This window comes from Pontibacter populi, from assembly GCF_040278685.1.
Classification (GTDB): domain Bacteria; phylum Bacteroidota; class Bacteroidia; order Cytophagales; family Hymenobacteraceae; genus Pontibacter; species Pontibacter populi.
Window position 1 is genome coordinate 26440 of the sequence record NZ_JBEOKT010000015.1, and the last position, 23615, is coordinate 50054.

General features: G+C 46.5%; 17 protein-coding genes. 2 read left to right on the plus strand and 15 right to left on the minus strand.

Features of this window, described 5'->3' with window-relative positions; translation table 11 throughout:
- Positions 1-42: 42 nt before the first annotated feature.
- The 15 genes from sov to ABS362_RS14975 all read right to left on the minus strand — a co-directional run bounded on the left by sov (position 43) and on the right by ABS362_RS14975 (position 22474).
- Positions 43-7206, minus strand: a complete 7164-nt coding sequence (gene sov / locus ABS362_RS14905) for a T9SS outer membrane translocon Sov/SprA (protein ID WP_350413303.1) — start codon at positions 7204-7206, stop codon at positions 43-45.
- 12 nt (positions 7207-7218) lie between these two features.
- Positions 7219-7815 carry a Holliday junction branch migration protein RuvA gene (gene ruvA, locus ABS362_RS14910; RefSeq protein ID WP_350413304.1) on the minus strand — a complete coding sequence of 199 codons (597 nt, stop codon included), beginning with the start codon at positions 7813-7815 and terminating at the stop codon, positions 7219-7221.
- A complete protein-coding gene (locus ABS362_RS14915; RefSeq protein ID WP_350413306.1) occupies positions 7816-10089 on the minus strand; it encodes an NADP-dependent malic enzyme in 2274 nt (757 codons plus the stop codon).
- A gap of 210 nt (positions 10090-10299) precedes the next feature.
- A complete protein-coding gene (locus tag ABS362_RS14920; protein WP_350413308.1) occupies positions 10300-11838 on the minus strand; it encodes a lytic transglycosylase domain-containing protein in 1539 nt (512 codons plus the stop codon).
- Between the two features lie 7 nt (positions 11839-11845).
- On the minus strand, positions 11846-13282 hold the full coding sequence (gene gatA, locus ABS362_RS14925) for an Asp-tRNA(Asn)/Glu-tRNA(Gln) amidotransferase subunit GatA (protein ID WP_350413309.1): 1437 nt from the start codon (positions 13280-13282) through the stop codon (positions 11846-11848).
- Positions 13279-13497 (minus strand): Sec-independent protein translocase subunit TatA/TatB, encoded by a 219-nt coding sequence (locus ABS362_RS14930; protein WP_350413311.1) that lies wholly within the window; start codon positions 13495-13497, stop codon positions 13279-13281. Before ABS362_RS14930 ends, gatA begins: the two co-directional genes overlap by 4 nt.
- Before the next feature lie 22 nt (positions 13498-13519).
- Positions 13520-13732, minus strand: coding sequence for a Sec-independent protein translocase subunit TatA/TatB (locus ABS362_RS14935; protein WP_350413392.1), 213 nt, complete (start codon positions 13730-13732; stop codon positions 13520-13522).
- 661 nt (positions 13733-14393) lie between these two features.
- The gene (locus ABS362_RS14940) at positions 14394-15626 is read right to left on the minus strand and encodes a murein hydrolase activator EnvC family protein (protein ID WP_350413312.1); all 1233 of its coding nucleotides are present in this window, start codon (positions 15624-15626) and stop codon (positions 14394-14396) included.
- An 82-nt stretch (positions 15627-15708) separates the two neighbouring features.
- Positions 15709-16452 carry a lipoprotein insertase outer membrane protein LolB1 gene (gene lolB1 / locus ABS362_RS14945; RefSeq protein ID WP_350413313.1) on the minus strand — a complete coding sequence of 248 codons (744 nt, stop codon included), beginning with the start codon at positions 16450-16452 and terminating at the stop codon, positions 15709-15711.
- A complete protein-coding gene (locus tag ABS362_RS14950; RefSeq protein ID WP_350413315.1) occupies positions 16445-18205 on the minus strand; it encodes a tetratricopeptide repeat protein in 1761 nt (586 codons plus the stop codon). Before ABS362_RS14950 ends, lolB1 begins: the two co-directional genes overlap by 8 nt.
- 7 nt (positions 18206-18212) lie before the next feature.
- The gene (locus ABS362_RS14955; RefSeq protein ID WP_350413317.1) at positions 18213-19220 is read right to left on the minus strand and encodes a sugar phosphate nucleotidyltransferase; all 1008 of its coding nucleotides are present in this window, start codon (positions 19218-19220) and stop codon (positions 18213-18215) included.
- A gap of 90 nt (positions 19221-19310) precedes the next feature.
- A complete protein-coding gene (locus ABS362_RS14960) occupies positions 19311-19616 on the minus strand; it encodes a DUF8617 domain-containing protein (protein ID WP_350413318.1) in 306 nt (101 codons plus the stop codon).
- A gap of 81 nt (positions 19617-19697) precedes the next feature.
- The gene (gene dut, locus ABS362_RS14965) at positions 19698-20147 is read right to left on the minus strand and encodes a dUTP diphosphatase (RefSeq protein ID WP_350413319.1); all 450 of its coding nucleotides are present in this window, start codon (positions 20145-20147) and stop codon (positions 19698-19700) included.
- Positions 20148-20160: 13 nt separating this feature from the next.
- The gene (locus ABS362_RS14970; protein WP_350413321.1) at positions 20161-21660 is read right to left on the minus strand and encodes an oligosaccharide flippase family protein; all 1500 of its coding nucleotides are present in this window, start codon (positions 21658-21660) and stop codon (positions 20161-20163) included.
- A gap of 31 nt (positions 21661-21691) precedes the next feature.
- Positions 21692-22474, minus strand: a complete 783-nt coding sequence (locus tag ABS362_RS14975) for an enoyl-CoA hydratase/isomerase family protein (RefSeq protein ID WP_350413323.1) — start codon at positions 22472-22474, stop codon at positions 21692-21694.
- A 175-nt stretch (positions 22475-22649) separates the two neighbouring features.
- Here ABS362_RS14975 and mscL point away from each other — a divergent pair, with 175 nt between their 5' ends.
- Positions 22650-23069, plus strand: coding sequence for a large-conductance mechanosensitive channel protein MscL (gene mscL / locus ABS362_RS14980; protein WP_350413324.1), 420 nt, complete (start codon positions 22650-22652; stop codon positions 23067-23069).
- A gap of 173 nt (positions 23070-23242) precedes the next feature.
- Entirely contained in the window at positions 23243-23593 is a 351-nt protein-coding gene (locus ABS362_RS14985; RefSeq protein ID WP_350413325.1) for a hypothetical protein, read from the plus strand.
- Positions 23594-23615: the final 22 nt, after the last annotated feature.

The following is a 23615-nucleotide window of genomic DNA, read 5'->3' on the forward strand; positions in this document are numbered from 1 at the left end:
TGACTGGCTCAAAAATACAGTGTTTTTTGTAATGCTAAAATTTTATTGCAAACTAACTCTAAGTTGAATACCGCCTTCGGTTACACTGTTACGGAAAGAGGTAGATATTTTAGGGTCTGATACCGTGCGCAACACATAGAACTGGATGTTTACACGCTCGCTTATCAGGTAATCTATAGTTGGGCGAAGCTGCAGCTGGCGCGTTCCGTTGGTGATCTGGTTCTGGCTGCTTTCCACGCCCTGATCGTCGCGGGCAATGGCACGCTGCACGGTCTGGTTATCTCTAACCGAGAAGTCCAGTCGCATGTTCAGTTCATTTTCCAGAACTTTGCGCTGGCCGCCAATACGTATCGGAATTCTGAAGTTTGTAGTGGCATAGCCCAGGCCGATCACATAATCTTTCACGTTGGTTTCGGTTATCTGTGCGTTGGTCAGGTTAAGCGACAGGTTGCGTTCTACTTTGTATTCCAGGCGGCCGGTCAGGTTTGTTTTAGTTCTAAAGTTTACCCCCAGCAATGGCGCAAGTCTTTCGGCCACGGTAAGCTGGCTCACAATATAATAAGGCACTATCTGGCCAAATTCGTTTACCTGCGTCGGGAAGCCGTTTGGTTCTGTTTCGTAGGCCAGCGAGGTGGTAAAGTTGGTAATGTTATAAGTTGAGCTATATGCATGGGTTAAGTTTACCTGGCTGAACCATTGCTGGAAGAAAGGCAGGTTTGACAAACCGTTATAGTCTACGCGCCAGTTTGGTATCGGCAGCCTGCTGAACGGGCTCTTCGACTCTGCTTTGTAGCCATCTACGTTACGACCCTGGTACGCAAACAGGAAGGCATTCATCAACACATCCTGCGAGTTCAGGGTGTAGCCCTCAGTACCAGCCGCCGGGTTAGCAGCGGCCAGCTTATCCTGTATGGCATAACGGTAACGGATATAGTTCTCGAACGCTTCCGAAACTCCCGCCTCACCAGATTCAAAAATAGTACCCAGTGCCATGAACGATGTACTGAATGCGCCTGTCGTGATCGGATTCTGGCGCTGTGCCTCGTCACTTATATTGCCAAAGTCGTCAAACTCCTTGCGGTAGAAAACCTCGTTTATCTCCGACATGTTTCGTGTTACATCCACCTGAATATTGAAAGCTTTAAAAGGCTCCAGATTGGCGCGTGCCGTAAACGATTCGGTAACTATAGCACTAAGTGGGGTGTTCAGGTATTGGCTGCTGTCCGTGTACCAGCCGTTGCTTGCTGCGCGGTTGTATAGTTGGTCCAGGTCGTATTGCTTGCCAAGTATAAACGGCAGACCCGGTGCATCAAAACCTTCTTCAAAACCCAGGAACCTGGTGCTTGGCAGGTAGCCCGGTAACATGGTGCCTTTGTTCTGCAGATAAGTAAAGTTAACAGAGCGGGCCATCATCAGGAACCTGGCAATAGAGTTCACCACTTTATTGTTCGGTGCTGCTTTGGCTGTTGTATCATTAGCAGCGCGTACAGGCACCGGTGCGGCAGGTGTGTTGGCGCTTTTCAGGAATTTTACCTTGTTGTATAGTTTAACCAGGTCCAGGCGGCCATTAACAGTAAATTCTTTGTTGTTCTCAGCAGTGTTACCTAATCTGAAATCAGCATCATTGTTCAATGCCGTAGAACCTGCCGTCCAGATATAAGTGGTGGCATAGCGGGTCTCAGCACCAATCCAGTCTACCAGCGGAAATTTATCTAATGGCAGTTTATAGTTGGCAGCTATAGTTTGGTTAAAGTTAGTGGTACGTCCGCCACGGCTCAGGTTCTCCCAGATAATGTCGTTCTTATACTGCAGCGAGTCTATTTCATTGTTGATACGGTCATCCGGTTCGTCTACTACAGCGCGGTTGGTAGCGGTATAGTCCAGCGACAGGCTCTTGGTAATGTCCCACTTCATGTCATAGATCCTGTTGAAGTAGAAATACTTCTGGAAGGTTGGCTCGATACCGCGGGTAGTGGTAAGGCCGGTAACAGGGTCGCGGCGCTGCAGGAACGTTTCGTTGTAACGGCGGTCCAGGTCAGCACGGAAAGCAAAACTGCTTGGCAGTGGCGTAAAGTTAAAGTCCTTTATCAGGCGAAGGTATGGCGATTTCAGTGCCTGGCTCTTCTCGAAAGGCGCATAGTTCTTAGCCGTGGTGTTGTTGTATGTGTAAGCAATGCCCCCAGTGTAGGTCTTCGTGAAATCGCGGTCCGTCTCAATGTCTGTAAACAGGCGTTCAGCATAGGCATAGCTCAGCGAGATATTCTCGATATCGTAAGGACGTATTTTGTCGTTCGGGTCAGTGCGCTCTTTTCGTACGTTCAGTAAACTAAAGCTCTTGCGGGTCTCGCGGGTAGTTACTTCCTTTCGGTATTCATCTCGCGCTTCTTTTGAATCAAACCGTGACAGCGACTGCTCCAGAGGTACATCCTTATCCAGCGGGTCGAACTGCGGTTCGCTGTTTAAGGTTCCGTATTGTACCGACAACGGTATCTTAACGCCGGATTTTTCTGGCAGGAACTTATCGGCAACTATATTGGCACTTACATCAAACAGGGCAGTATTCTCGCGGGCACGCTGCGCTATTTTCTGTTGCAAACCTCCAAAGCCTACTGTAGTGTAAGCACCTGTAGCGGTAAGGTTGGCAAAGTCGGCAAGTTTGGTGTTAACTCTTGCATTGGCTGCCCAGCCGCTGCTGTTTTTAAAGTCTGTTACGCGCAGCTCATCTACCCACATACAAAGCGAGTGTGGTCTGGCATCAGAGCCTGCCTGAGAAGGGTTTCGCATACCGATCATCACGCCCTGCACTTCGCTGAAATCAGGGTTACCAACTATACGGATGATCTTGCCATTGCCAAGTTGTACTTCGTAAGGGATGGTTTTATTATAACCGGCAATGCGGTTACGGGCAACCTTTGCATTCACCAGTTCTTCCAGCGAAATATCAACCATGTTCTCCTGTGGCCAGATCTCGTTGGTGGTAGAGCTACCCTGTGGGGTTATAGTTAACGGCACTACATACTCATAATAGTTCTGGGTAAAGTCTGTGCCCAACCTTACAAATGCCTGCACATCGCCGGTTTGTGTATTCGGGTCCTGTGTCTGGGCGTGGATGTACATTTTTAGGCGCTTATAGATCAGCATGTCAATCGACACGTTCTTATAAACTGCCTTCGAGAACGAATCTTTCAGGTCTTCCACGCACAACTGCAGCGACTGCTCATTCTGGCGGCGGTTGTTTGTTGAGGCGTAGTCGCGTAAGCGCTCAATGCCTGGCGGTACTCTGTAGGGAATGATGCCTGCGCTTGCTTCCCCGTTCTCTTCAATATTTACTGTCGAGATCGTAAAAGAGCGGGCATCGTCGGTACAGGTTAAGCAAGGGCGGCCTTCAGTAATCGGCTGCTGGAACGCACGCCACTGGTTTGCCACAAACTGGAACTGCACCATGCGCAATACAACCGGGTCCTGGAACTCAGTCATGTACATACGCATAAAACGGATAGATTTGAAACCGCTGATGTTACCTACATTACCTGTAGGGCGACGCACCGGAATACGGAACTGGTACCACGATACTTCATCGCCGGTTCTTGAATCTGTATTGGTTACCTGGTCTACGATATAGTTCTGGCCGACATTCAGCTGGTCCGGCTGCAGGTTTATTTTGTATTCGTAGTACTGCTCCACATCGCTTATCACATTGTCGCGGTTCAGGTCTTCTTTATCCGGGAAGGCATAGTTGGCAAACTGGCTGTTCTCCGGGGAGTTACCATCCATGCCGTTATAGTTCTTGTAGCGTGCCAGTACGCCTGCGTTCTGCTGATCGTAAATTGGGTCGAGGTGGTGCAGGAAGTTATCAGCCGACGGGTCATCTACAACAATTTGCGGTGGCGTGCCCGGTATCTGGTTCAGGAAAGAGCTTCTGAAAAAATCTGCTTCAGCGGCATCGTTCAAACCATCCAGACCAATATCCTGGAACTGACGGCCCCCCGGTATACCTGTAAAGGCATCGGTCAGGAACTGTTGTGTGGTCATGCGGCCCCATATCGTTTCGGTAACATTCTGCAGGCTGTTTGCTGTAGTTGGCAGGCCGTTCTCAAAAGCATACTGGTTATCGCGTAAAATATCTTCTGATATACTGCCTAAGTTAAGTACCAGCTCTCCACCTGTATTGTTAGCGATCGGGTTGCCCTGCGCATCTTTGCGTCCATACTTACCTGTAATGAACGGGTCCATCAGCCAGAATTCGATGTACTCTATGTTGGCGTTGTCAAAGTCAGTATCAAAGGTTATTTCTCGGCTGATACCGCCCCAGTTATCACGAGGGTCGCCGGAAAGCAAACCCTGCGATGTTAAGCTTGGGTTATAGTTATACTGACCACGTTCGCGCGGGTAATAAGCCAGGTCAAATGTATATTCATAGCTGTTAGATACTTCCGGGTCACGGTTCGGGAATACTTCGGTTCGAAATACACCGCGGACATAATGGTTCTTCAGTTCTTCGTCGGTAATGTTGTCCGGTTTCAGGCCGTCAGCATCGCGGTAAAAGATCTGATCTATGGTATACCAGGCCAGTTTTGCGCGATTGTAACTATAAGCTAAGCCTTCGCCGGGTACAAGCGGGGCAGGAGTGGAAGCAAGCCGCCAGCCGTTATTACTGAATCCTCCCAAACTATAAGGCGTCTCCGATCCTTCAAAATCATCTATGTAGGAAGTGCCGTCTTCGTTGGCTGGCGATTTAGTAGCGGCCGGTACAAGTTGTGCAAATTCTCCGCTGAAGGTGATGCTGGATGGTGCTTTGGTTTGCAGCAACGGCAATGCATCGGTCATTTTGGTCAGGAACCGTGACTCTTTCTGCAGGTTAATATCTACACCGTAAATAGTGTTGTTGCTTGGCTCGTCGCCGATGCTTACGCGGTTAATGTAAGGCTGCTCACTCAGGTGAAGTACGGTACCACCCAGGTTAATGTCATCGGTAAGCTGGTAATCGAAGCGGGCTCCTAACAGGGCGCGTGGCTGTATGTTAAGCAGTTCGGCTTTTTCGTAGGTTACACGCAGGTCGCTTGCAGAGCTGATGTAACTCGGGTTCAGAATTTTGATGCGGCCAAGGTCATAGAAAACCTGGTAATCGGTACCTTCTGTTAAGCGTGTACCACCAGAGTAAACCACTACCGAACCTTCTGCAATCCTAAATCCGGGAAGTGTAATCTCATCTGCTGAGGTAGCCTGTAAACGGCCTGTTAAAAAGAATTTAGCTTTGGAGTTGTTCTGCTGTGCATCGGTCTGTGTCTGGTTGTATAGTTCCTCAAACACGTACTTCTCAGACAGTTCCGGGTCGCCTTGCAGTTTATCGCGCAGGTAGTCGCCAAAAGGCTCCACTTCCGGGAAGTAAATGCGTCCGGTTTCAGGATCTATGGTTATGCCCGGCAAAAAGTCGAAGTTACCGTCGTTTGGTTTATCGTTGTTAGTATTAACATTATCCAGGTTAAATACCTCTACCAGCGGCACACCCTGTATCGGGCTCTGGTCTGTAAGCGCTGAAATATCTACGCCGGACTGGTCATCCTTATAAACTATACGCAGCTGGAAATTTTCGCGGTTTACCTGGGTAGCATCCAAACTATAGACGTTCTTCATCATCAGGTCCCAGGTCGGATATTCCAGCGATGGGTTGGTCGCCTTGAGCAACTTCATGTGTATCACGTCCTGGTCCTGCAGGTTCTGGTAATCCTCCATCAACTCACCTACCTTATAGGTTTTGCCGTTGTAGGTATACTCAAACGCTACCCCAAGCACCTGGTCCGGTAAAAGGGCGGTGTTAAGCGATATATAACCAAGCTGCGGGTTAAACTTATACTCACGCGGGTCCAACCTGCGGGCACGAACATGCTCAAAGTCTACGCCTTTCTGTAAACCCTGCCCACGTAAAAATTCATCTATCTGACCATTGTTTCGGTTATTAGCCACTACACTATAGAGTGTGTTCACGGCATTGCTGGCTGGTGCTGTAGTTACACGCTCAAACTGGTTTCGGAACGGATCTGGTTCGCCTAAGTCCATGTAAGCCACCATGTTGCGCAGGTTCTCTGTAGAGCGGTTGTTGTTGGTTACATATAGTTCCAGCCTGCGGATTACAATACCTGAGTTCACCAATGGCAGATTAGCCAAGGATCTGTCGTAACGGTCGCGGAAGAAATGAGACAGGAAGTAATGGCGGTCTTTGTCGTATTCGTCGATTCGGATCTCGAAAGGCTGATTTTGCGCCCCGTTCTGAATGATTACTTCATCGTTACGTCCACGCACGTTAGAGGCAATGGCTGTAACACCCAGGCGACCGAACTGTAGTTGTGTTTTTACCCCGAAAAGGTTCTGGGCACCTGTTATCAGCGAGTTGTTGAGCGGCAGGCTTACGTTACCAGCCTCTACTTTTCTAATTATTTCTTCTTCGTAGCCGGTGTAATCCAGCTTCATGTTGTTCTCGAAGTCGAAGTTAGCGTTGTTGTCCCAGTTAAAGTTTATGGCCAGTTTTTCACCTACTTTACCAACAAGGTTTAGAGAGATATTCTGGTCGAATTCAAAGTCGCCGGTGCGCTGCTGGCGAAGTGGTATAGTTGGGTTCTGGTTACGGTTAAAGCGGGCGCCAAACTTAAGCGAGATGTTACCGTTCGGTTGAATGTCGACAAAATTACCCCCGAAAATACGGTCGAAAACCGGGCTGATGTAGATCTTGGGTACCAACCTGCGGCTGCTGGTCAGGTCTTCGCCATCTAACCCTCCGGATTTGGTGCGCCAGTAATCGCGTATGGCCTGCCGTTGCTGCAATTCCGAAAACTGCTTCAGGGTCATCGACGAAGGCGTGCGGTACTGAATGCTGTCGCCTATAGTTTCGTTGATGTTGTATAGTTGCAGGCTGTCGTCGTACTCTACATTAAGCTTAATATTGCTGGGCTGGCCCAGAAGAAGGGGAGACGAGAACTGCTGCGAGCTGAATGGATTGCCACGCCTGTCGGATGGCGTAAACGTTGGCCTTCGGCTGGGAATATAGCCTGTATCCTGTTTTATAGTATCCTGTAAAAGTAAAGTTGTGATATTGCTATAGTTATGCCAGCCGGGAGAACGCAAAGCTTCAGCCTGCGACCACCAGGCCAGCATAGTTATAGTAACAACCGATGCAAGGAACAGGTTGCTCTGTTTACTTTTCCAGATCAAATGGGTATAATTCTAAGACGATTTCAATGCAAATTTAATAAGCTCTTCTACACTTAGGTTTCCGCCTTCGCGCTTAATAATAGAGTCAAGGGTCTTCTCTGCTACGTTCTTAGCGAAACCTAAGGTAACTAATGCAGATAACGCTTCGGCTCTGTTCGTATTGTGCGATACTCCAGTTCCTGAGATGCCGGCATCTGAGAGTAACACCTCCTTCTTCATCTTATCTTTCAATTCGAGTATAATGCGCTGCGCTGTTTTGGCCCCAATGCCTTTTACGTGCTGTATAGTGCGCACATCTTCCCTAACTATAGCTTGCTGCACTTCCTCCACCGATAACGACGAGAGGATCATCAAGCCCGTGTTTGGCCCAACCCCGGAAATGGAAATGAGGTGCAGAAAAGTTTCCTTTTCTGCTGCCGTCATAAATCCGTAAAGGGTGTGGGCATCTTCCTTAATGTGCAGGAAGGTATGCAACCTGCAACGCTCCCCATCTGGTAAGGCGGAGTACGTGCCCAGCGATATCTTGATCTGGTACCCTATGCCATTCACATCGATGATAACATAGGTCGGATCTTTATAAGTTAATTTGCCATCTATATAGGCTATCATCTATATATGTTTGTTGTTATAGTTCTGTGCATCTACGACAGCAATGGCTACCATGTTTATAATTTCTCTGATAGAACTGCCAAGTTGCAGAATATGAACAGGTTTACGCATTCCCATCAGTACCGGGCCAATAGCTTCGGCACCGCCTATCTGTTGTAACAACTTATAAGCAATATTACCGGATGTCAGCGTCGGGAACACCAGGGTATTGGCACCTTTGTCAGCCAGTTCACTGAACGGGTAATGCTCGCGCAGCAATTCGCGGTTAAGCGCTGTATTTGCCTGCATCTCACCATCGATCAACAGGTCCGGGTAGCGTTGTTTTGCTTTACGTACAGCTTCAGAGCCTTTGTTCGGGATATCGCCCTGCACTGATCCGAAGTTAGAATACGAAAGTACCGCCATACGTGGTTCCGTATCGAAGAAACGAACCGTACGTGCTGTCAGGCCGATAATATCTACCAGCTCGTCGGCTGTAGGGTTTACGTTTACAGTAGTATCGGCAAAGAAATAAGGTTCTTTTTTGTTCAGGATGATATACATCCCTGCCACCTTGTTTACGCCTTCTTCTACACCGATCACCTGGATGGCCGGCAGTATAGTTCTGGAGTAATCGCGGGTGAGGCCTGAAATCAACGCATCTACTTCACCGGTTTCCAGCATCAGGCTACCAAAGTAAATCCTGTCACGAACCAAACGGCGGCAATCGAATAGGGTAAGGCCTTTGCGCTGACGCTTTTTGTATAGTATCTGGGCAAATTCTTCGCGCTTGGCATCTTCTTCAAAAGGATCAATGATTTCAGTATCTCCAAGGTCAAGTTTATACTCCTCGATCATTTCTTTAATGCGCTGGCGATTACCCAACAGGATAGGCTGGGCGATAAGCTGCTCTTTTACCGTCTGGGCTGCTTTCAGGATCTTGTAATGATCTGCTTCGGCAAATACCACACGTTTCGGATCTTTTTTGGCTTGGTTGGTGATACGGGTCATCAGCTTCTGGTCGATGCCGATGCGCTCCTGCAGCTCCTGTTCGTATGCTTCCCAGTTCGTGATCGGGTATTTGGCCACACCACTTTCCATGGCGGCTTTGGCTACTGCCGGCGAAACTGTAGTTATCAGGCGTGGGTCCAGTGGCTTAGGTATCAGGTAAAATCTGCCGAAGGAGATCGTGTTATCGCCATAAGCTTTGTGTACCATGTCCGGAACAGGTTCTTTTGCCAGTGCGGCCAGGGCACGAACAGCCGCCAGTTTCATGGCTTCGTTAATTTCGGTGGCACGCACATCCAATGCTCCCCTGAAAATGTAAGGGAAACCAAGCACGTTGTTTACCTGGTTAGGATGGTCAGAACGGCCGGTTGCCATGATCAGGTCTTCACGTGTAGCCATCGCCACTTCATAAGGAATTTCCGGATCCGGGTTAGCCAATGCAAAAATGATCGGGTTGGCAGCCATCAGTTTCACAAACTCCGGGTTAAGCACATTGCCTGCAGATAAACCAACGAAAACGTCGGCACCGGTCATGGCTTCTTCCAGGTTCTTCAGTTTGCGCATGGTTACGAACTGGGCTTTATAAATATCCAGGTCGTTACGTTCCGGCGTGATGATGCCCTCTTTATCGAACATCACGATGTTGTCCATTTTAGCACCCAAAGCCACGTATAGTTTGGCACAGGCAATGGCCGCAGCACCGGCACCATTCATCACGATGTTTACTTTTTCTATCTTTTTACCGGCAAGCTCCAGCGCGTTCAGCAGGGCAGCAGCTGAGATAATGGCCGTACCATGCTGGTCGTCATGCATCAGCGGAATGTTCATCTGCTCCTTCAGCGCATTCTCGATCTTGAAGCTTTCCGGTGCTTTTATGTCTTCCAGGTTAATACCGCCAAACGTAGGCTCCAGCGATTTTACGATGCGAACAAACTCGGCTGGGTCGGTGCAGTCGATCTCGATATCAAATACATCTATACCTGCGAATTTTTTGAACAATACACCTTTCCCTTCCATCACCGGCTTCGATGCGTCCGGGCCGATATTGCCCAGGCCAAGTACTGCTGTACCGTTCGAGATAACACCTACCAGATTACCTTTGGCAGTGTACTTATATACATTCTCTTTATCAGCGGCTATTTCTTTGCAGGGTTCGGCAACACCTGGCGAGTAAGCAAGGGCCAGGTCGTGCTGGGTGCTCACCATTTTGGTAGGAATTACTTCAATTTTGCCAGGCTTACCCTCCATGTGGTAATTCAGGGCATCTTGCTTGTTGACTTTGATCATAGGTAATCGGATTTTATGGGTAGAGGTTTTGGGCCTCTGTTATTTCTGTTGCTTGTAAAAAGTCAATTTGAAAAGAATTTGTTGCTTATCAAAAAAACCGAGCCAAAGATACGGCTATGTTGCGTTAAAGTACATTGAATTCGAATGTAATATAATAAAAACAGCACCTTCCGGTTAAGAAGGTGCTGTTTTTATTATAGTTACTAAAAGTTAGCCAAGTATAAGTTTCTGGCCCGGCTTTATCTGGTTCGACTTTAATTTGTTCAGTTTCTTTATCTGCTCCACGCTGATGCCGTTATACTTCTGAGAGATGGTCCACAGAGTATCACCTGGCTGCACATGATGAATAACTTCCTGCTGCTTTTCAGAAATTTTAAGCACCGGCTTGGTCGATCTTTTAGCAACTATAGATTTCGTTTCTGCTTCTTCGGCAGGAGTAACCATAGCAATTGCTTCTGCAGTTTTTGGCTGGTAAACAGTTAGTTTTTGGTTAGCCATTATAGTTGACTTACGCAGGTTGTTCCAGTCTTTCAGTTGCTCTACGGTTACATTGTGCTTTGCAGCTATAGCAGTCAGGTTATCGCCACGCTGTACCGTATAAAATGTTTTTTCTGTGGTATCGGTTTGCGTGGTAGCGGCAGGTACTGTAGTGGTAGATGCCAGCAGAACAGGCGCCTTGGCTGGCTCTCGTTCCTGCACAGGTTCCGGTTTTGGAGCAGCCATTGGTGTGGCAGCTGCTATCATGCAGCTAAGGTCAGCTGTTGATGCAATAAGCTGTGAGCGCTCGGCTGGTACGCGCAGTTTATAGTTACGGGTGCTTGCCGGTAACACATTTTTCTTGATCTCCGGGTTAAGGGTAAGCAAGGTCTTCGTGTCAACGTGCAGTTCCTCGGCCAATTTTTCCAGGTCTATGGCCTGGTTTATAGTTATCGTTTCGACATCGTGCGCATATAGTACCGAGTCGGTAAAGATATTATGCTGCGGTGCATAGTTCATAGTATAGATCACGGCCGTCATGGACGGAACATAACTGCGTGTTTCTTTTGGCAGGTAAGGGAAGATCTCCCAGAAAGTTTTTTTGCCACCGCCAGCTCTGCGGATCGCTTTGTTTACGTTACCCGGACCGCAATTGTAAGCAGCCATGGCCAACTCCCAGTCGCCGTAAGTTTTGTGCAGGCGCTTCAGGAAACGGCAGGCAGCATCAGTAGCTTTCTCCGGATCCATGCGCTCGTCTATATAGTTGTTCTGGTCCAGGCCGTATTCTTTACCTGTTACCGGAATAAACTGCCATAAACCAACAGCCTTTGCCCAAGAAGCCGCCTTCGGGTTAAGCCCCGACTCAACTATGGCCAGGTACTTCATCTCTTCCGGCATGTCGTACTTCTTCAGGTATTTCTCGAAAAGCGGGAAATACACATTCTGGCGCGACAGCATGGTGCGGCTGTACTTGCGGTTACGAATGGTAAAATAATCGATGAAGTTTCTTACAAACGGGTTGAAAGTAAGCGGTATCTCGGATTCTATACAACTTAACCGGTCCTGGATCACGTCGTTCGGCTCGTTGGGGATGTACTCTACCAGTAACGCCAGTTCTTCCGGCGAAAGCTCAGTAGTGTCACCCAACGCCAGCAAGGTGTCGTTGGTGATCAGGAAATCATATTTGAAGCTGGTTGGTGCGGCGAGGGCATAGTTTGCCCAGATGCTGCCAACTATAGCCGCAACTACGGTAAAGAGTTTAGAATACGTCATTTTTTATTTATGCTTCAACGGGAATCTTATCCAGTATATAATTCGAGAAAGCCAGCAAAGCTGCTTCATCGAATGAGCGGGTCATTAATTGCAACCCGATGGAAAGGCCGTTGGTGTCGCGGCTAACCGGAATTGATATTGCCGGAACACCAGCCAAAGAAGCTTGCACTGTAAAAATATCAGCCAGATACATCGCTAACGGATTAGCTGTATTCTCTCCGATTTTAAAGGCTGTCGTCGGAGCGGTAGGCAATATAAGGAAATCATATTTCTGAAGCAACTCATCTGTCTTCTCCTTTATCAGCCTTCTAACTTTCTGAGCCTTTGTGTAATAAGCATCATAATAGTCGGCGCTAAGCACGAAAGTGCCCAGCATGATACGGCGCTGTACTTCTTTGCCAAATCCTTCGGATCTGGTTTTTTTGTACAACGATGTAAGGTCGGAGATATTGGGACTGCGGTAACCATATTTTACACCATCGTAGCGGCCCAGGTTAGAGCTGGCCTCGGCAGTAGTTAAAATATAGTAAGTCGGCACCATGTAATCCAGGTAAGGGAATTCCACAGCTTCCACTTCATGACCTTCTGTTTTAAGAAGATCCTTTACGCCAAGTATAGCATCTTTTACTTCCGTGTCAAGGCCTTCGCTCTCGAAACAGTCGCGGATGTAGCCGATCTTATACTTTTTGTCGGACTTTAGCAGAGTGCTATAGTTTGGAACCGGCTGATGGCTGGCAGTGCTGTCGTACTCATCCGGACCGGCCATTACTTCCAGCAACAAAGCGGCATCTTCCACGCTCTTGGTAAACAGACCGATCTGGTCGAAAGAAGAAGCGTAAGCGATAAGGCCGTAGCGCGAAATACGGGAATAGGTAGGTTTTAAACCAACCACTCCGCAGAACGAAGCCGGCTGGCGTACAGAACCACCAGTATCAGAACCGATGGCCGCGAGGCACATATCAGCCTGAACCGAAACAGCAGAACCACCGGAAGAACCACCCGGTACGCGGATAGGGTCGTCGGCATTCAGTACCGGTCCGAAAGATGAGTTTTCGTTTGAGGCTCCCATGGCAAACTCATCGCAGTTCTGGCGGCCTATAATAATAGCATCCTCAGCTATGAGGCGCTCTAAGGCAGTGGCAGTATACAATGATTTAAACCCGTTCAGAATCTGGCTCGAAGCCTGCAGACTATGGCCTTTGTAGGCAATTACGTCTTTTACGCCAATTACCATGCCCGCCAGTTTGCCGGCAGTGCCATTGGCCAGTTTCTGGTCAACTATAGCTGCCTGCGCAAGGGCTTCTTCTTCAAAAACTTCTAAAAAGGCATTAAGTGACGCTTTCTCCTTAATATTCTGGAGATAATGCGTAACTAATTGGTTGCACGTAACCTGCCCGTTGGCAATGTCGGTGCGTATGTCGCGTAGGGAGTTGTAAGGTCTCAAACTTTCTTAGGTTTGTTATCGTCCTCTATGGAACGTTCCAGCTCGTGTTTGATTTCGTTGGTAGCATCTTTAAACTCACGGATACCACGACCAAGGCCGCGTGCCATACCCGGAATTTTATCTGCTCCAAAAAGTAGTAAGATGGCCATCATGACAACCATCATCTCTCCTCCGCCCAGGTCGCCCAGGAAAAGGAAAATTATACCCAAGCTCATAGCTTAAAGTGTTTTATTGTAACTACTTCTGTGTTGGCTCGTCTTTCATCGAACCTTCTACATCGTTTTTGATCTCTTTAGTAGCATCCTTAAACTCACGGATACCTTTGCCAAGACCACGCGCTAATTCAGGGATACGCTTTGCACCAAAGAACAACAGGATTGCCAGTACAATCAAAACAACCTCAGTGCCGCCCAGGCCTCCTAAAAAGCAGAAAACAGTGGTAATACTCATCATATTAGATTTAAAAGTAAATTCTCACAAAATTAAAGTTTATATTTTAAATAAACTCACATCAAAGCAGATTAGTTTATTATGCGCCATGTTTGTGGTGACTAGCTGCTTTTTTAGGTTACAGGTAAGGGTAAAAAATATTTTTCAAAAAAATATTCAGAGACTTTAAAAGCCTGTTATCAACGAGTTAGAGAATTTTATTTCCCATTGTGGTAAAAATCTTTCCATATTTGGGAACTCTTATATTTAGCTATTCGTATATTCCTATTGCTAATCAGTATGTTAGCCGTTTTTGCATTTCTGGCATCCGAATTGAAATGTAAAATAACATAGAGAGGCATCTTTTGCTCACGACCGATAGAAATGCTCCGGTTTAACTTTACAAGTCTCATTTTCAGGTATATTTATAACTGGTGGTAACAAAGAGGCTTGCAGAAGTATAGTGAAAGTTGTATCTTCGTATGGTATTTCTGGCAGTTTTAAGATTTATCTTATTTCGGCTTAGATATATAAAATTAAGTTTGTTTTCATAGCTTGGAAAGGCACCCTGCACTGTAGGGTGTTTTTTTATTTTAGGGCCATTCTGTTTTTAAAATAGCCAAAAAGCAAAAGCCGCAACTATAGTTTACAGTTGCGGCTTTTGCTTTTATAGTTGTGTCTCTTACTTCGGACTGATCCAGGATTGCGGGTTAAGGGTTGAGCTGTTTTTCCAGACCTGGAACTGTAGCTCTGTGGTGCCATCTGAGTTGGTGTAAACAGTACCTATGCTTTGCTTCAGCTTTACAGTCTGGCCGGTTTGTACACTAACGGTTTTAAGCTTGGCATACACTGTAAAATACTCGCCGTGCTGAATCATTACAATGTTGTTCATGCCTGGTACGCTGGCCACTGTTACCACTTTGCCTTCAAAAATGGCCCGGGCAGCTGCTCCCTGTGCCGTCTGTATATCAATACCTTTGTTCTCAACTACCACGCCTTTCAGTACCGGGTGGTTATGGCGGCCAAAACGCTGTGAAATAAAGCCACGCTCTACCGGCCATGCCAGCCGACCTTTGTTACCTGCAAACGACGAAGAGATAAGGGCTGTTTCGGGGGTAAGCGTTACTTTGTTGCTGCCGCTGGTCTTGTTGCCGGCTGCACGTGCCGCTCTGGCTGCACGGGCTATCTCTTCGCGCACAATATCAGCGATAAGGTTATCGAGTTTTTTAACGGCCTGCTGGCGCTGGGCTACTTCGCGTTGCAGGTTTTGCTCCTGTTTGCTCAGTCGGCTTATCACGCTATCCTGCTGCGATTTAAGGTTTTGCAGGTTCTTGGTCTCGGTAAGCTGAATCGTTAGCAGGTTCTTCTTTTCGCGCTTTTTCTGCTCCAGTATATCCAGTTGGCCCGAAAGCACGGCTTGTACCTTATTAATCTGTTCTACCTGTTTCTGGCGTGCTTCCGAATACTGGTTTAAGTAACGCATGCGCATTACCAACTGGTTAAACGACTCTGCCGCAAACAAGAACATGAGTTTATTATAGTTGCTCGATGATTTGGACGCCGCATAGATCATGTCGGCGTATTCAGCTTTCAGTTTTTCGAGGTCAGCCTGCAAAGCACCAACTATACCTTCGGTTTCCTGAACATCCGACTCGATATAGTTTATTTCGCGGGAGATATTGCTGATAACGCCTTTCTGTACGGTTATCTTTTCTTTGATAGCATTTAATTGCCCAATACTGGCCTCCTTCTGCGCTTTGGTTTGCTTCAGAATTCTGCTTGCTTCTCTAATACGGGTGAGGTTCTCCTTCTTTTCCCGCTCAAGTTGTGCCTTCGATTTCTTTTTCTGCGCGTCGGCAGCAAACGGGGTCGCAACTATAAGCAAGAGAAGGATTAATTTGTAAAGGGCCTTCATGAACTATGGGATTCTCTGCTCTGAATTTACAAATATGGCAAAACTATATGCTAAGTGCCAACTGCACCGGCAATTTATTAATCTATAGCCTTTTGTAATCCGCAGGAACAGCAAACGGGAAGTCCAGTATTTCGTCGGTGGTGGTTACTCTGCTGTGGTTTAGGGTAAACGTTGCCGGCTGCCCCGACTTAAGTGCTTCGGCTATAAGTTCGTGCGCAAAAGGTACCTGTCCAACTGCCTGGAAGTTGTTATACCTTACGGTAATGGAGTTGCTTGTCTGCTGATCTTTTACATTCAGTTGCTGTAGTTTCTGGCTTTCGCGGCCAATAAAATAATCGAACAGGAGGGTTGTGCGTAGTTGCTGTATGTGTTGCAGTTGCTCAGCATCCATTACCTTTTCCTGCCCTTGTGGTTGGTAGTTGCCTAGAAGTATGGCCTGCAGCACATCGTAGTTCATGTCCACTTTAAACTTCTCGCTCAGGTAACTATAGTCTGTTGCTAAAAACTCCTTATGTAAACGGTTGATCATGAAAACGGAATCCTGGGTTACTTTCAGGCGGGCCGCTTCTATGCCCAGGCCCGGCTGCACCGAGATCCAGATCACGCTGTCTTTTTTGATGCGCAGCGAATAGCCCGATGATACGGACTCGCCCGTCTCATCAAGTTTTAGCTGGCCTTTGGCAGTAAGGTAATTAAATTCGATGTTCTGTACAGATACGCGGCCAACTGTTTCGGTAACAGTTTCGGCGGCGGCAGGCACTACTTCTTTTTTGCAACCTGCCAGCAGGGTTATACTTAGCAGGCCATACAGAAGGGTCTTATTCATAAAGTTTTTTGTCTTTTATCTTTTTATCGATGAAGGCTGATGCTTCGCCTTTTAGTTTGGCGCGCTGCCACTGGGCAATGGCTTCTTCTTTTTTGCCAAGCTTGAAAAGTACATCCCCGTAATGCTCCACTATAGTTGCATCATCTGATAGGGCAATGGCCTGTTCCAGGTATTTAAGCGCTTCCTTATAGTCTCCGGCTTTGTACAGCACCCAGGCATAAGTATCCAGGTAAGTCGGGTTATTCGGGAATTTGGTAACCAGGCGCAAAGCCATTTCTTTTGCTTTTGGCAGGTTCTCGTTGCGCAGCGATAAAAAGTAACTATAATTGTTCAGTACATGCTCGTTATTAGAGTCATGCTCCAACACCGCCTCATACGATTCGTCTGATTTTTTATAGTCTTTCAGGGAGTTATAGCCATCACCCAACTGCATGTTAAACTGTGCTACCAGTTCAGGCTCGGCAAGCGACAACTTTTTACCATGCTCCAGTGACTTTACAGCTTTGTCGTAGCTTTTCTCTATCAGGTGGCCGGTGCCGTTGTAAAACCAGAAAATGGCCTGGTTCGGGAATAGCTCCAATGCTTCTTCGGAGTGTTTTACCAGTGCTGCTGATTCATTTAGTTCAGCATCCAGCAACACAATTTGCTGCCAGATCTTAAAATGGGAATCGTCGAGCTTAACGGCTTTAATATAGTTGTTGCGGGCATCAGCTTTTTTGCCAACTATAGTTTGCAGGTCGCCGGCTACGGCATAGGCTTTTGCTTCTTCAGGGTGGCTTTGTATTGTCAGGTCAACCAACTCCAGCGATACATCTTCAATATCACGGTTTGGTAACTGGCGGATCAGGTCAACCAGGATACGCACTTTGGTATCTATATCTAGCTCAGGACTGGCAAAAGCTTTTTTTATTTCTTTTTCAGACTGCTCACGCTCGCCTTTCTGGCGGTGCAGGTCTGACAGCATAAGGTGGGCATACGGGTTGCCAGGCTCCATACGCAGGGCCTTCTGCAGGGTAACTATGGCTTTGTCGGTTTGCTGACTGGCATTGTATAGTTCGGCCTGTGCCAGGAAATACCGCACATCGCTTGGACTATTTGCCAGTAGTTTTTCTCCTTCTTCAATAGCTTTCGGTACGTTTTTCTGGCGAAGATAGATCTGCTGACGGTTAACGCTGAGCTGCTCCATTGGCCCAAACTGCTTTTCGATGCGGTCATAGGTCTTCAGGGCATCGCTGTATTTTGCCTGCGATAAATAAAGATCAGCCAGTTGGAAAAGATACTGATCCGAGTCCGGAACGTTGTGCATCAGGTCGTTGTAGGCCTGGGCTGCTTCGGTAAATTGTCTCTGCTCGGTGTGTAATTGGGCAAGCAGTAAGTAGTAATAGGCGTTTTTAGGCTCTTTGGCGATAGCAGCCTGTGCAAAAGGTGTGGCCGACTTCGGGTTTTTGAGCACCATGTAAGTCTCAGCCAGCTTATAGTTTATTGCCGCATTGTTGGGCGTTAAAGTATAAGCTTTTTGAAAAAGCTGGAGGGCTTTGTCGTAGTCCTCCAGCATAAAAAATTTCACTCCATCCAGAAATAACGTTTCGCTGATCTGCTGCTCCTGCTCGGAAGGGGCGGCCTGGGCCGGAGTTTCCGTGGCAGTTGCCTGCTGTGCTTTGCCTCTTTTCTTGCCCGACTGGGCATTGGCAGCACCGGTCGCTATAAAAGCGAAGCAGCACGTAGCCAGAACGATGTTTCTGAACTGTATCATGATAATCCTATTCTAAAAGCGTGTTGTAGTCGCCAAGGCTCAGGTCCGACTGGCTTCTTTCATAGGAAACAAAATTGCCCAGCATTGAGTTTGATATGTTTCCGTTTTTGATCGAAGTATTCTCCTGTACAATGGAGTTGCTTACGATTGAGTTAGTTAAACTGCTGTTGTTGCCGATAGATGCATGCGGTCCCACTACAGAATTTTCTATCACTACGTTCTCTCCAATATACACCGGCGGAATAACTACTGAATTAACCAGTTTAGCCGAAGAAGCCACCAGGCCTTGCTCATCCTTTATATACTCTAAATAGCGCTGATTAGTATATACGGTTGCATTTTTATTTCCGCAATCCAGCCACTCAGAAATTACAGCAGGCACAAACTTGGTACCCTTGTTCTTCATGTTCTCCAGCGCGTTCGTCAGTTGGTACTCGCCTTTGTCCATGATGTTGTTATCCAGCAGGTACTGCAGTTCGCTACGCAGGTAAGCACCGTCTCTGAAGTAGTAGATACCGATAATGGCCATGTCAGAAACAAATTCCTGCGGCTTCTCTACGAAATCCGTAATCTGCCCTTCCTGGTTAAGCTTTACAACGCCAAACGGACGAGGATCTTCTACGCGCTGTACCCAGATGGTGCCATCTGCATTTGTATCAAGTGTAAAATCTGCTTTAAACAGTGTATCAGCAAAGGCAACCACTACTTTCCCATCCAGGGAATCTTTGGCGCACATAATGGCGTGGGCTGTTCCGAGGGCTTCTTCCTGGTAAACTATAGTTCCTTTGGCACCTATTTTAGTCGCGATCTCTTTCAGATCGTTCTCAACCTGTTCGCCAAAATGACCGATAATGAATGCTACTTCCTCGATAGGCTCGTGGCAAACTTTCGCAATATCTTCAACAAGGCGTTGAACGATCGGTTTGCCTGCAATTGGTATAAGTGGTTTAGGAACAGTTAGTGTATGTGGGCGCATGCGTTTGCCCATGCCTGCCATCGGTATAATTATCCTCATAGCTATGTTATAGTTTGATTAAAATATAAGTTATAGATATTGCTACCGCTTTGTGCGGTAGCTTTTATAGTTTTGAATGCTTGAAAGCAGTTATTCTGTTTTATTCAATACCTGATTATATTCATCGTTATCAGGTGTATAATGACATAGCTGTCCATTTTCAGCTTGAATATGTAGTTTCCCACATTTTTTGCATTCCCAAGCTGTTCTGAACATCTTCTGCATTTCTAATTGCACCGTTTCAGATTCTGCTTTTGTATTTACTGAGTTCTTTATCTTATTATCGATAGAATCCCAGAAGGCACTCCAATCAACATCTGAAATGATGTATCCCTTATATCTAAGGTTATCTATTTGGTTAACAATTACATTGTCACAACTACACTTGATTTTCATTTGATGATTTTAATTTGCTATAACTATAAACTAAAATGGACATGTAAGTTTATAGTTACGGGCAAAACTGACAACCAACAACTACTTAGTTCCCGTACTTCCGTAGCCACCTGCACCGCGCTCAGTATCAGATAAGGCTTCGGTTTCCTGCCAGGCTACGCGCTCGTATTTTGCAACTACCATCTGGGCTACACGTTCACCGTCTTCTACCACAAAATCCTGGTCCGACAGGTTTACGAGCAATACTTTTATCTCGCCACGGTAATCCGCATCTATAGTTCCCGGTGTATTAACGATAGAAATGCCGTGTTTGTATGCCAGTCCGCTACGTGGGCGAATTTGTGCTTCGTGGCCTTCCGGTAATGCTATAAATAAACCAGTAGGTATAAGGGCACGCTGAAGGGGCTTTAACGTAACAGGTGCTTCCAGGTTGGCGCGCAGGTCCATACCAGCTGAGTGTTCGGTCTGGTAATGAGGCAACGCGTGCTTCGATTGATTAATGACGTTAACCGCCAGGTTCTTGTTGTTCATCTTTCGTAAAGATTTATAGTTTAAGCAGGCGACGGCGCTCGAATAACCAAACGATAGCTAAAAAAGCAACGCTTACAGCTAAATGAAAAGCGTGTCGTACCCACCAGTTCTCAATATCAATAACTATAGTTGCCCAGACTAAGGCCGCAGCCAGCAAAATATAACCGGCCATTGTTTTAACTGGGTAAGGAATAGGGTAGTGGCGGTTGCCCAGCAGGTAACTGGCCAGTGCCATGCTAAAGTAACAAACCAACGTAGCAATAGCCGAACCCATATAACCCAACACAGGTATCAGTAAAAGGTTGCCAACTATAGTTATAGCCGCGCCTCCAAAGCTGATGTAAGTGCCAAATTTTGTTTTATCGGTAAGCTTAAACCACACTGACAGGTTATAGTAAACACCCAGGAACAGGTTAGCAAGTAGTAGAACTGGTACTACCATCAGGCCTTCGCGGTATTCCGGTCTGCGAAGGAAAATGTAGCCAAAGTCGTCGCGGAAAACGGATATGAACAGGAATATAAAGGCACAAGCAATCACAAACCATTTCATGATTAGGGCAAAGGTCTGCGGCGAGTTTTTGTCTTCGGACTGCGAGAAGAAGAATGGCTCGGCAGCATACCGGAAGGCCTGTATCACCAGCGTCATGAAAATAGAAAGCTTATAACACGCACTATAGATACCAACTATAGCTTTATTGCTGTGGTTAGGATAAAGGCTTTCGGGTAACCAATCTTCGAGCAAAATACGGTCAATCATTTCGTTCACCATACCTGCCATTCCCATCAGCATCAGGGGATAGGCATACACCAGCATCGGGCGCAATACTTCTGAATTCAGCTCAAACCTGAAAATACGCAACTCTTTCCAGAGCATTGGTATCAGCAACGCATTGGCAACAAGGTTGATGATGAAAATATACCCAATACCAAAATCAGGATCATAAACAGTAGTTACAAATGGGCGCAGGCCCTGCAGGAAAGTACCGTTATATATCTCGCGGCAGAACCACAGGAAAAACAGGTTGGCAACTATAGTTATAATGATGTTTGCCATTTTGATAGAGGCAAACTTTACAGCTTTGTTCTGTAACCGGAGCCACGCAAACGGTATAGCAACTATAGCATCAATGGCAAGAATGGCTGCCAGCCAGATAATATAGTTCTGCTCCTGTGCAGAGTAATCTTTATAGTCTGCAATAGGGCCGGAGAGTAGCATTAGTATGGCCGTAAGCACAACACTGCTGCTCAGAATAATGCTTAAGACCTGGTTGTATAGTTTATGCTTGTCGGCGCCGGGCTTATTGGCAAACCTGAAAAATGCCGTCTCCATACCATAGGTATACAGCACATTAAAAAAACCGACAAAAGCATACAGGTACGACATTACACCAAACTCCGGAGGCAGAAATGCATCAGTGTAAATAGGAACAAGCATATAGTTGAGCATGCGGCCCACTATACTACTTAAACCATAGGCAGCCGTTTGCCCGACCAATTTCTTGGCTATACTCATGTTACTTTTTTAGGTCGGGGAGGGAATAAAACTATAGGCCTCTGAAAGCTGGTTTGCGTTTTTCAAGAAAGGCGTTGGTGCCTTCCACAAAGTCTTCGGAGGCGCAGCAACGGGCAAATGAATTAGCTTCCGTTTGGAAACCGTTCTCTTCTTTATCAAACACGGCATTTACGCATTCAATTACCAGCCCGATAGCAAGAGGCGCTTTGCCCATTATTTTCTGAAGGATAGTCTCGCAGGTCGTAAAAAGCTCTTCCGGAGCTACCACATGGTTTATCAGGCCAAGCACTTTTGCTTCATCAGCCGAGATCATATCGCCGGTCAGCATCATTTCAAGTGCTTTTCCTCTGCCGATCAGTAACGGCAAACGCTGTGTACCACCGTAACCCGGTATCAGGCCAAGATTAACTTCCGGTTGACCAAACTTTGAATTGGTAGTTGCTACACGCATGTGGCAGGCCATAGCCAGTTCGCAACCGCCACCCAGTGCAAAACCATTAATGGCTGCAATAACAGGCTTGTTGCACTGCTCTATCATCCGGAATATCTCCTGGCCACGCTCGGCAAAGTTGCGGGCATTTACTTCGCTTAGCTCTGCAATTTCGGCTATGTCGGCACCGGCTACAAAAGCCTTGGCACCAGCACCCGTTATGATCACGCCTTTAATAGTTGCATCATCATATACTTGCTGCATGGCTGCTTTTATCTCCCGAACAGTGTCTATATTCAGCGCATTCATTTTGTCAGCTCTGTTTATAGTTATTGTCAGGATGCCTTCCTGAAGGCTTAGCAGCAGGTTTTCGTAAGTGCCCATAGTTAATTTCAGCTCTTTTTGAATTTCTTTATTTAAACCACAAATATAGTGATTTGATTTAATTTAACTGACTTGCAACTGCCAAGTATACGGCACAGCTATAAGCAGGTCTGAATATGGAGCAAAAAGCATTTTATACTATATTTGTGGTTTTTCCGATCATCAATATACAGAAATGGGTTTTCTTACTGAGTTTAAAAAGTTTGCAGTTAAAGGTAACGTGATAGACCTGGCTGTAGGTGTAGTTATTGGTGCTGCATTTGGTGGTATCACTAAATCGCTGGTAGATGATGTGATCATGCCGCCGCTTGGTTTGCTTATCAGTCATGTCGATTTTAGTGCGCTTAAAGTGGTTTTAAAAGATGCCGTGATCGAGAACGGTAAAGAGATTGCGCCGGCAGTAGCTATCAACTATGGTTTGTTTCTGCAGGCAGTCGTAAACTTCATGATCATTGCGTTTGCCATCTTTTTACTGGTACGTACCATTAACCGCCTCCGCGAGAAAGAGGCTGCAGCTCCTGCACCACCCGCCAACAAAGAAGAAGTGCTGCTCACCGAAATACGCGATATCCTGAAACAGAAGTCCGACGTCTAAGACAACGCAAGCTGATATATTTCAAACTATAGTTGTAAAACTGCTTGAGTTTTAGGCTTACATATAAATTATATTTATCGAACTTTTGTGCATTTTTTCGCTGTTGCTAACAAAATAATATATAACTTTTAGGTTCACCACCGTTATACCTTTACTACTAAGACGTTAACCGCATGAAAAAATTACTTCTTTCGATATTTTGCCTGAGCTTTTTGTTTGTAGTTTCTGAGGCATCTGCCCAAACTGCTCCCAACACCATGGGGTCAAGTTCTAAAGATGAATTCTGGGGAACGAATAAAACACAGACAAAAGGCGCATCTACTGATGAAGTTGGTCAGCGCGCATCCGGGTTAGATAAACGCTTTAACGACTACGAGACCAAGAATGGAAAAAGATCTTCTTTTGATAAGAAGCGCATTAAGAACAGCAAGAAAATGAAAGCTATTCTGAAGGAAGAGAAGAAAATGCACAAAAAGCACCGCAAAGATAAGCGCATGCTTGCCCGCAACAACAGAAGACGATAACTATAGTTTATAGTAACCATAA

Excerpts from the sequence above, each read along its gene's own strand:
- ruvA (WP_350413304.1), bottom strand. The coding sequence starts at position 7,815 with ATGATAGCCTATATAGATGGCAAATTAACTTATAAAGATCCGACCTAT.
- ABS362_RS14915 (WP_350413306.1), bottom strand. The coding sequence starts at position 10,089 with ATGATCAAAGTCAACAAGCAAGATGCCCTGAATTACCACATGGAGGGT.
- ABS362_RS14920 (WP_350413308.1), bottom strand. The coding sequence starts at position 11,838 with ATGACGTATTCTAAACTCTTTACCGTAGTTGCGGCTATAGTTGGCAGC.
- ABS362_RS14930 (WP_350413311.1), bottom strand. The coding sequence starts at position 13,497 with ATGAGCTTGGGTATAATTTTCCTTTTCCTGGGCGACCTGGGCGGAGGA.
- ABS362_RS14935 (WP_350413392.1), bottom strand. The coding sequence starts at position 13,732 with ATGAGTATTACCACTGTTTTCTGCTTTTTAGGAGGCCTGGGCGGCACT.
- ABS362_RS14940 (WP_350413312.1), bottom strand. The coding sequence starts at position 15,626 with ATGAAGGCCCTTTACAAATTAATCCTTCTCTTGCTTATAGTTGCGACC.
- lolB1 (WP_350413313.1), bottom strand. The coding sequence starts at position 16,452 with ATGAATAAGACCCTTCTGTATGGCCTGCTAAGTATAACCCTGCTGGCA.
- ABS362_RS14950 (WP_350413315.1), bottom strand. The coding sequence starts at position 18,205 with ATGATACAGTTCAGAAACATCGTTCTGGCTACGTGCTGCTTCGCTTTT.
- ABS362_RS14955 (WP_350413317.1), bottom strand. The coding sequence starts at position 19,220 with ATGAGGATAATTATACCGATGGCAGGCATGGGCAAACGCATGCGCCCA.
- ABS362_RS14960 (WP_350413318.1), bottom strand. The coding sequence starts at position 19,616 with ATGAAAATCAAGTGTAGTTGTGACAATGTAATTGTTAACCAAATAGAT.
- dut (WP_350413319.1), bottom strand. The coding sequence starts at position 20,147 with ATGAACAACAAGAACCTGGCGGTTAACGTCATTAATCAATCGAAGCAC.
- ABS362_RS14970 (WP_350413321.1), bottom strand. The coding sequence starts at position 21,660 with ATGAGTATAGCCAAGAAATTGGTCGGGCAAACGGCTGCCTATGGTTTA.
- ABS362_RS14975 (WP_350413323.1), bottom strand. The coding sequence starts at position 22,474 with ATGGGCACTTACGAAAACCTGCTGCTAAGCCTTCAGGAAGGCATCCTG.
- mscL (WP_350413324.1), top strand. The coding sequence starts at position 22,650 with ATGGGTTTTCTTACTGAGTTTAAAAAGTTTGCAGTTAAAGGTAACGTG.
- ABS362_RS14985 (WP_350413325.1), top strand. The coding sequence starts at position 23,243 with ATGAAAAAATTACTTCTTTCGATATTTTGCCTGAGCTTTTTGTTTGTA.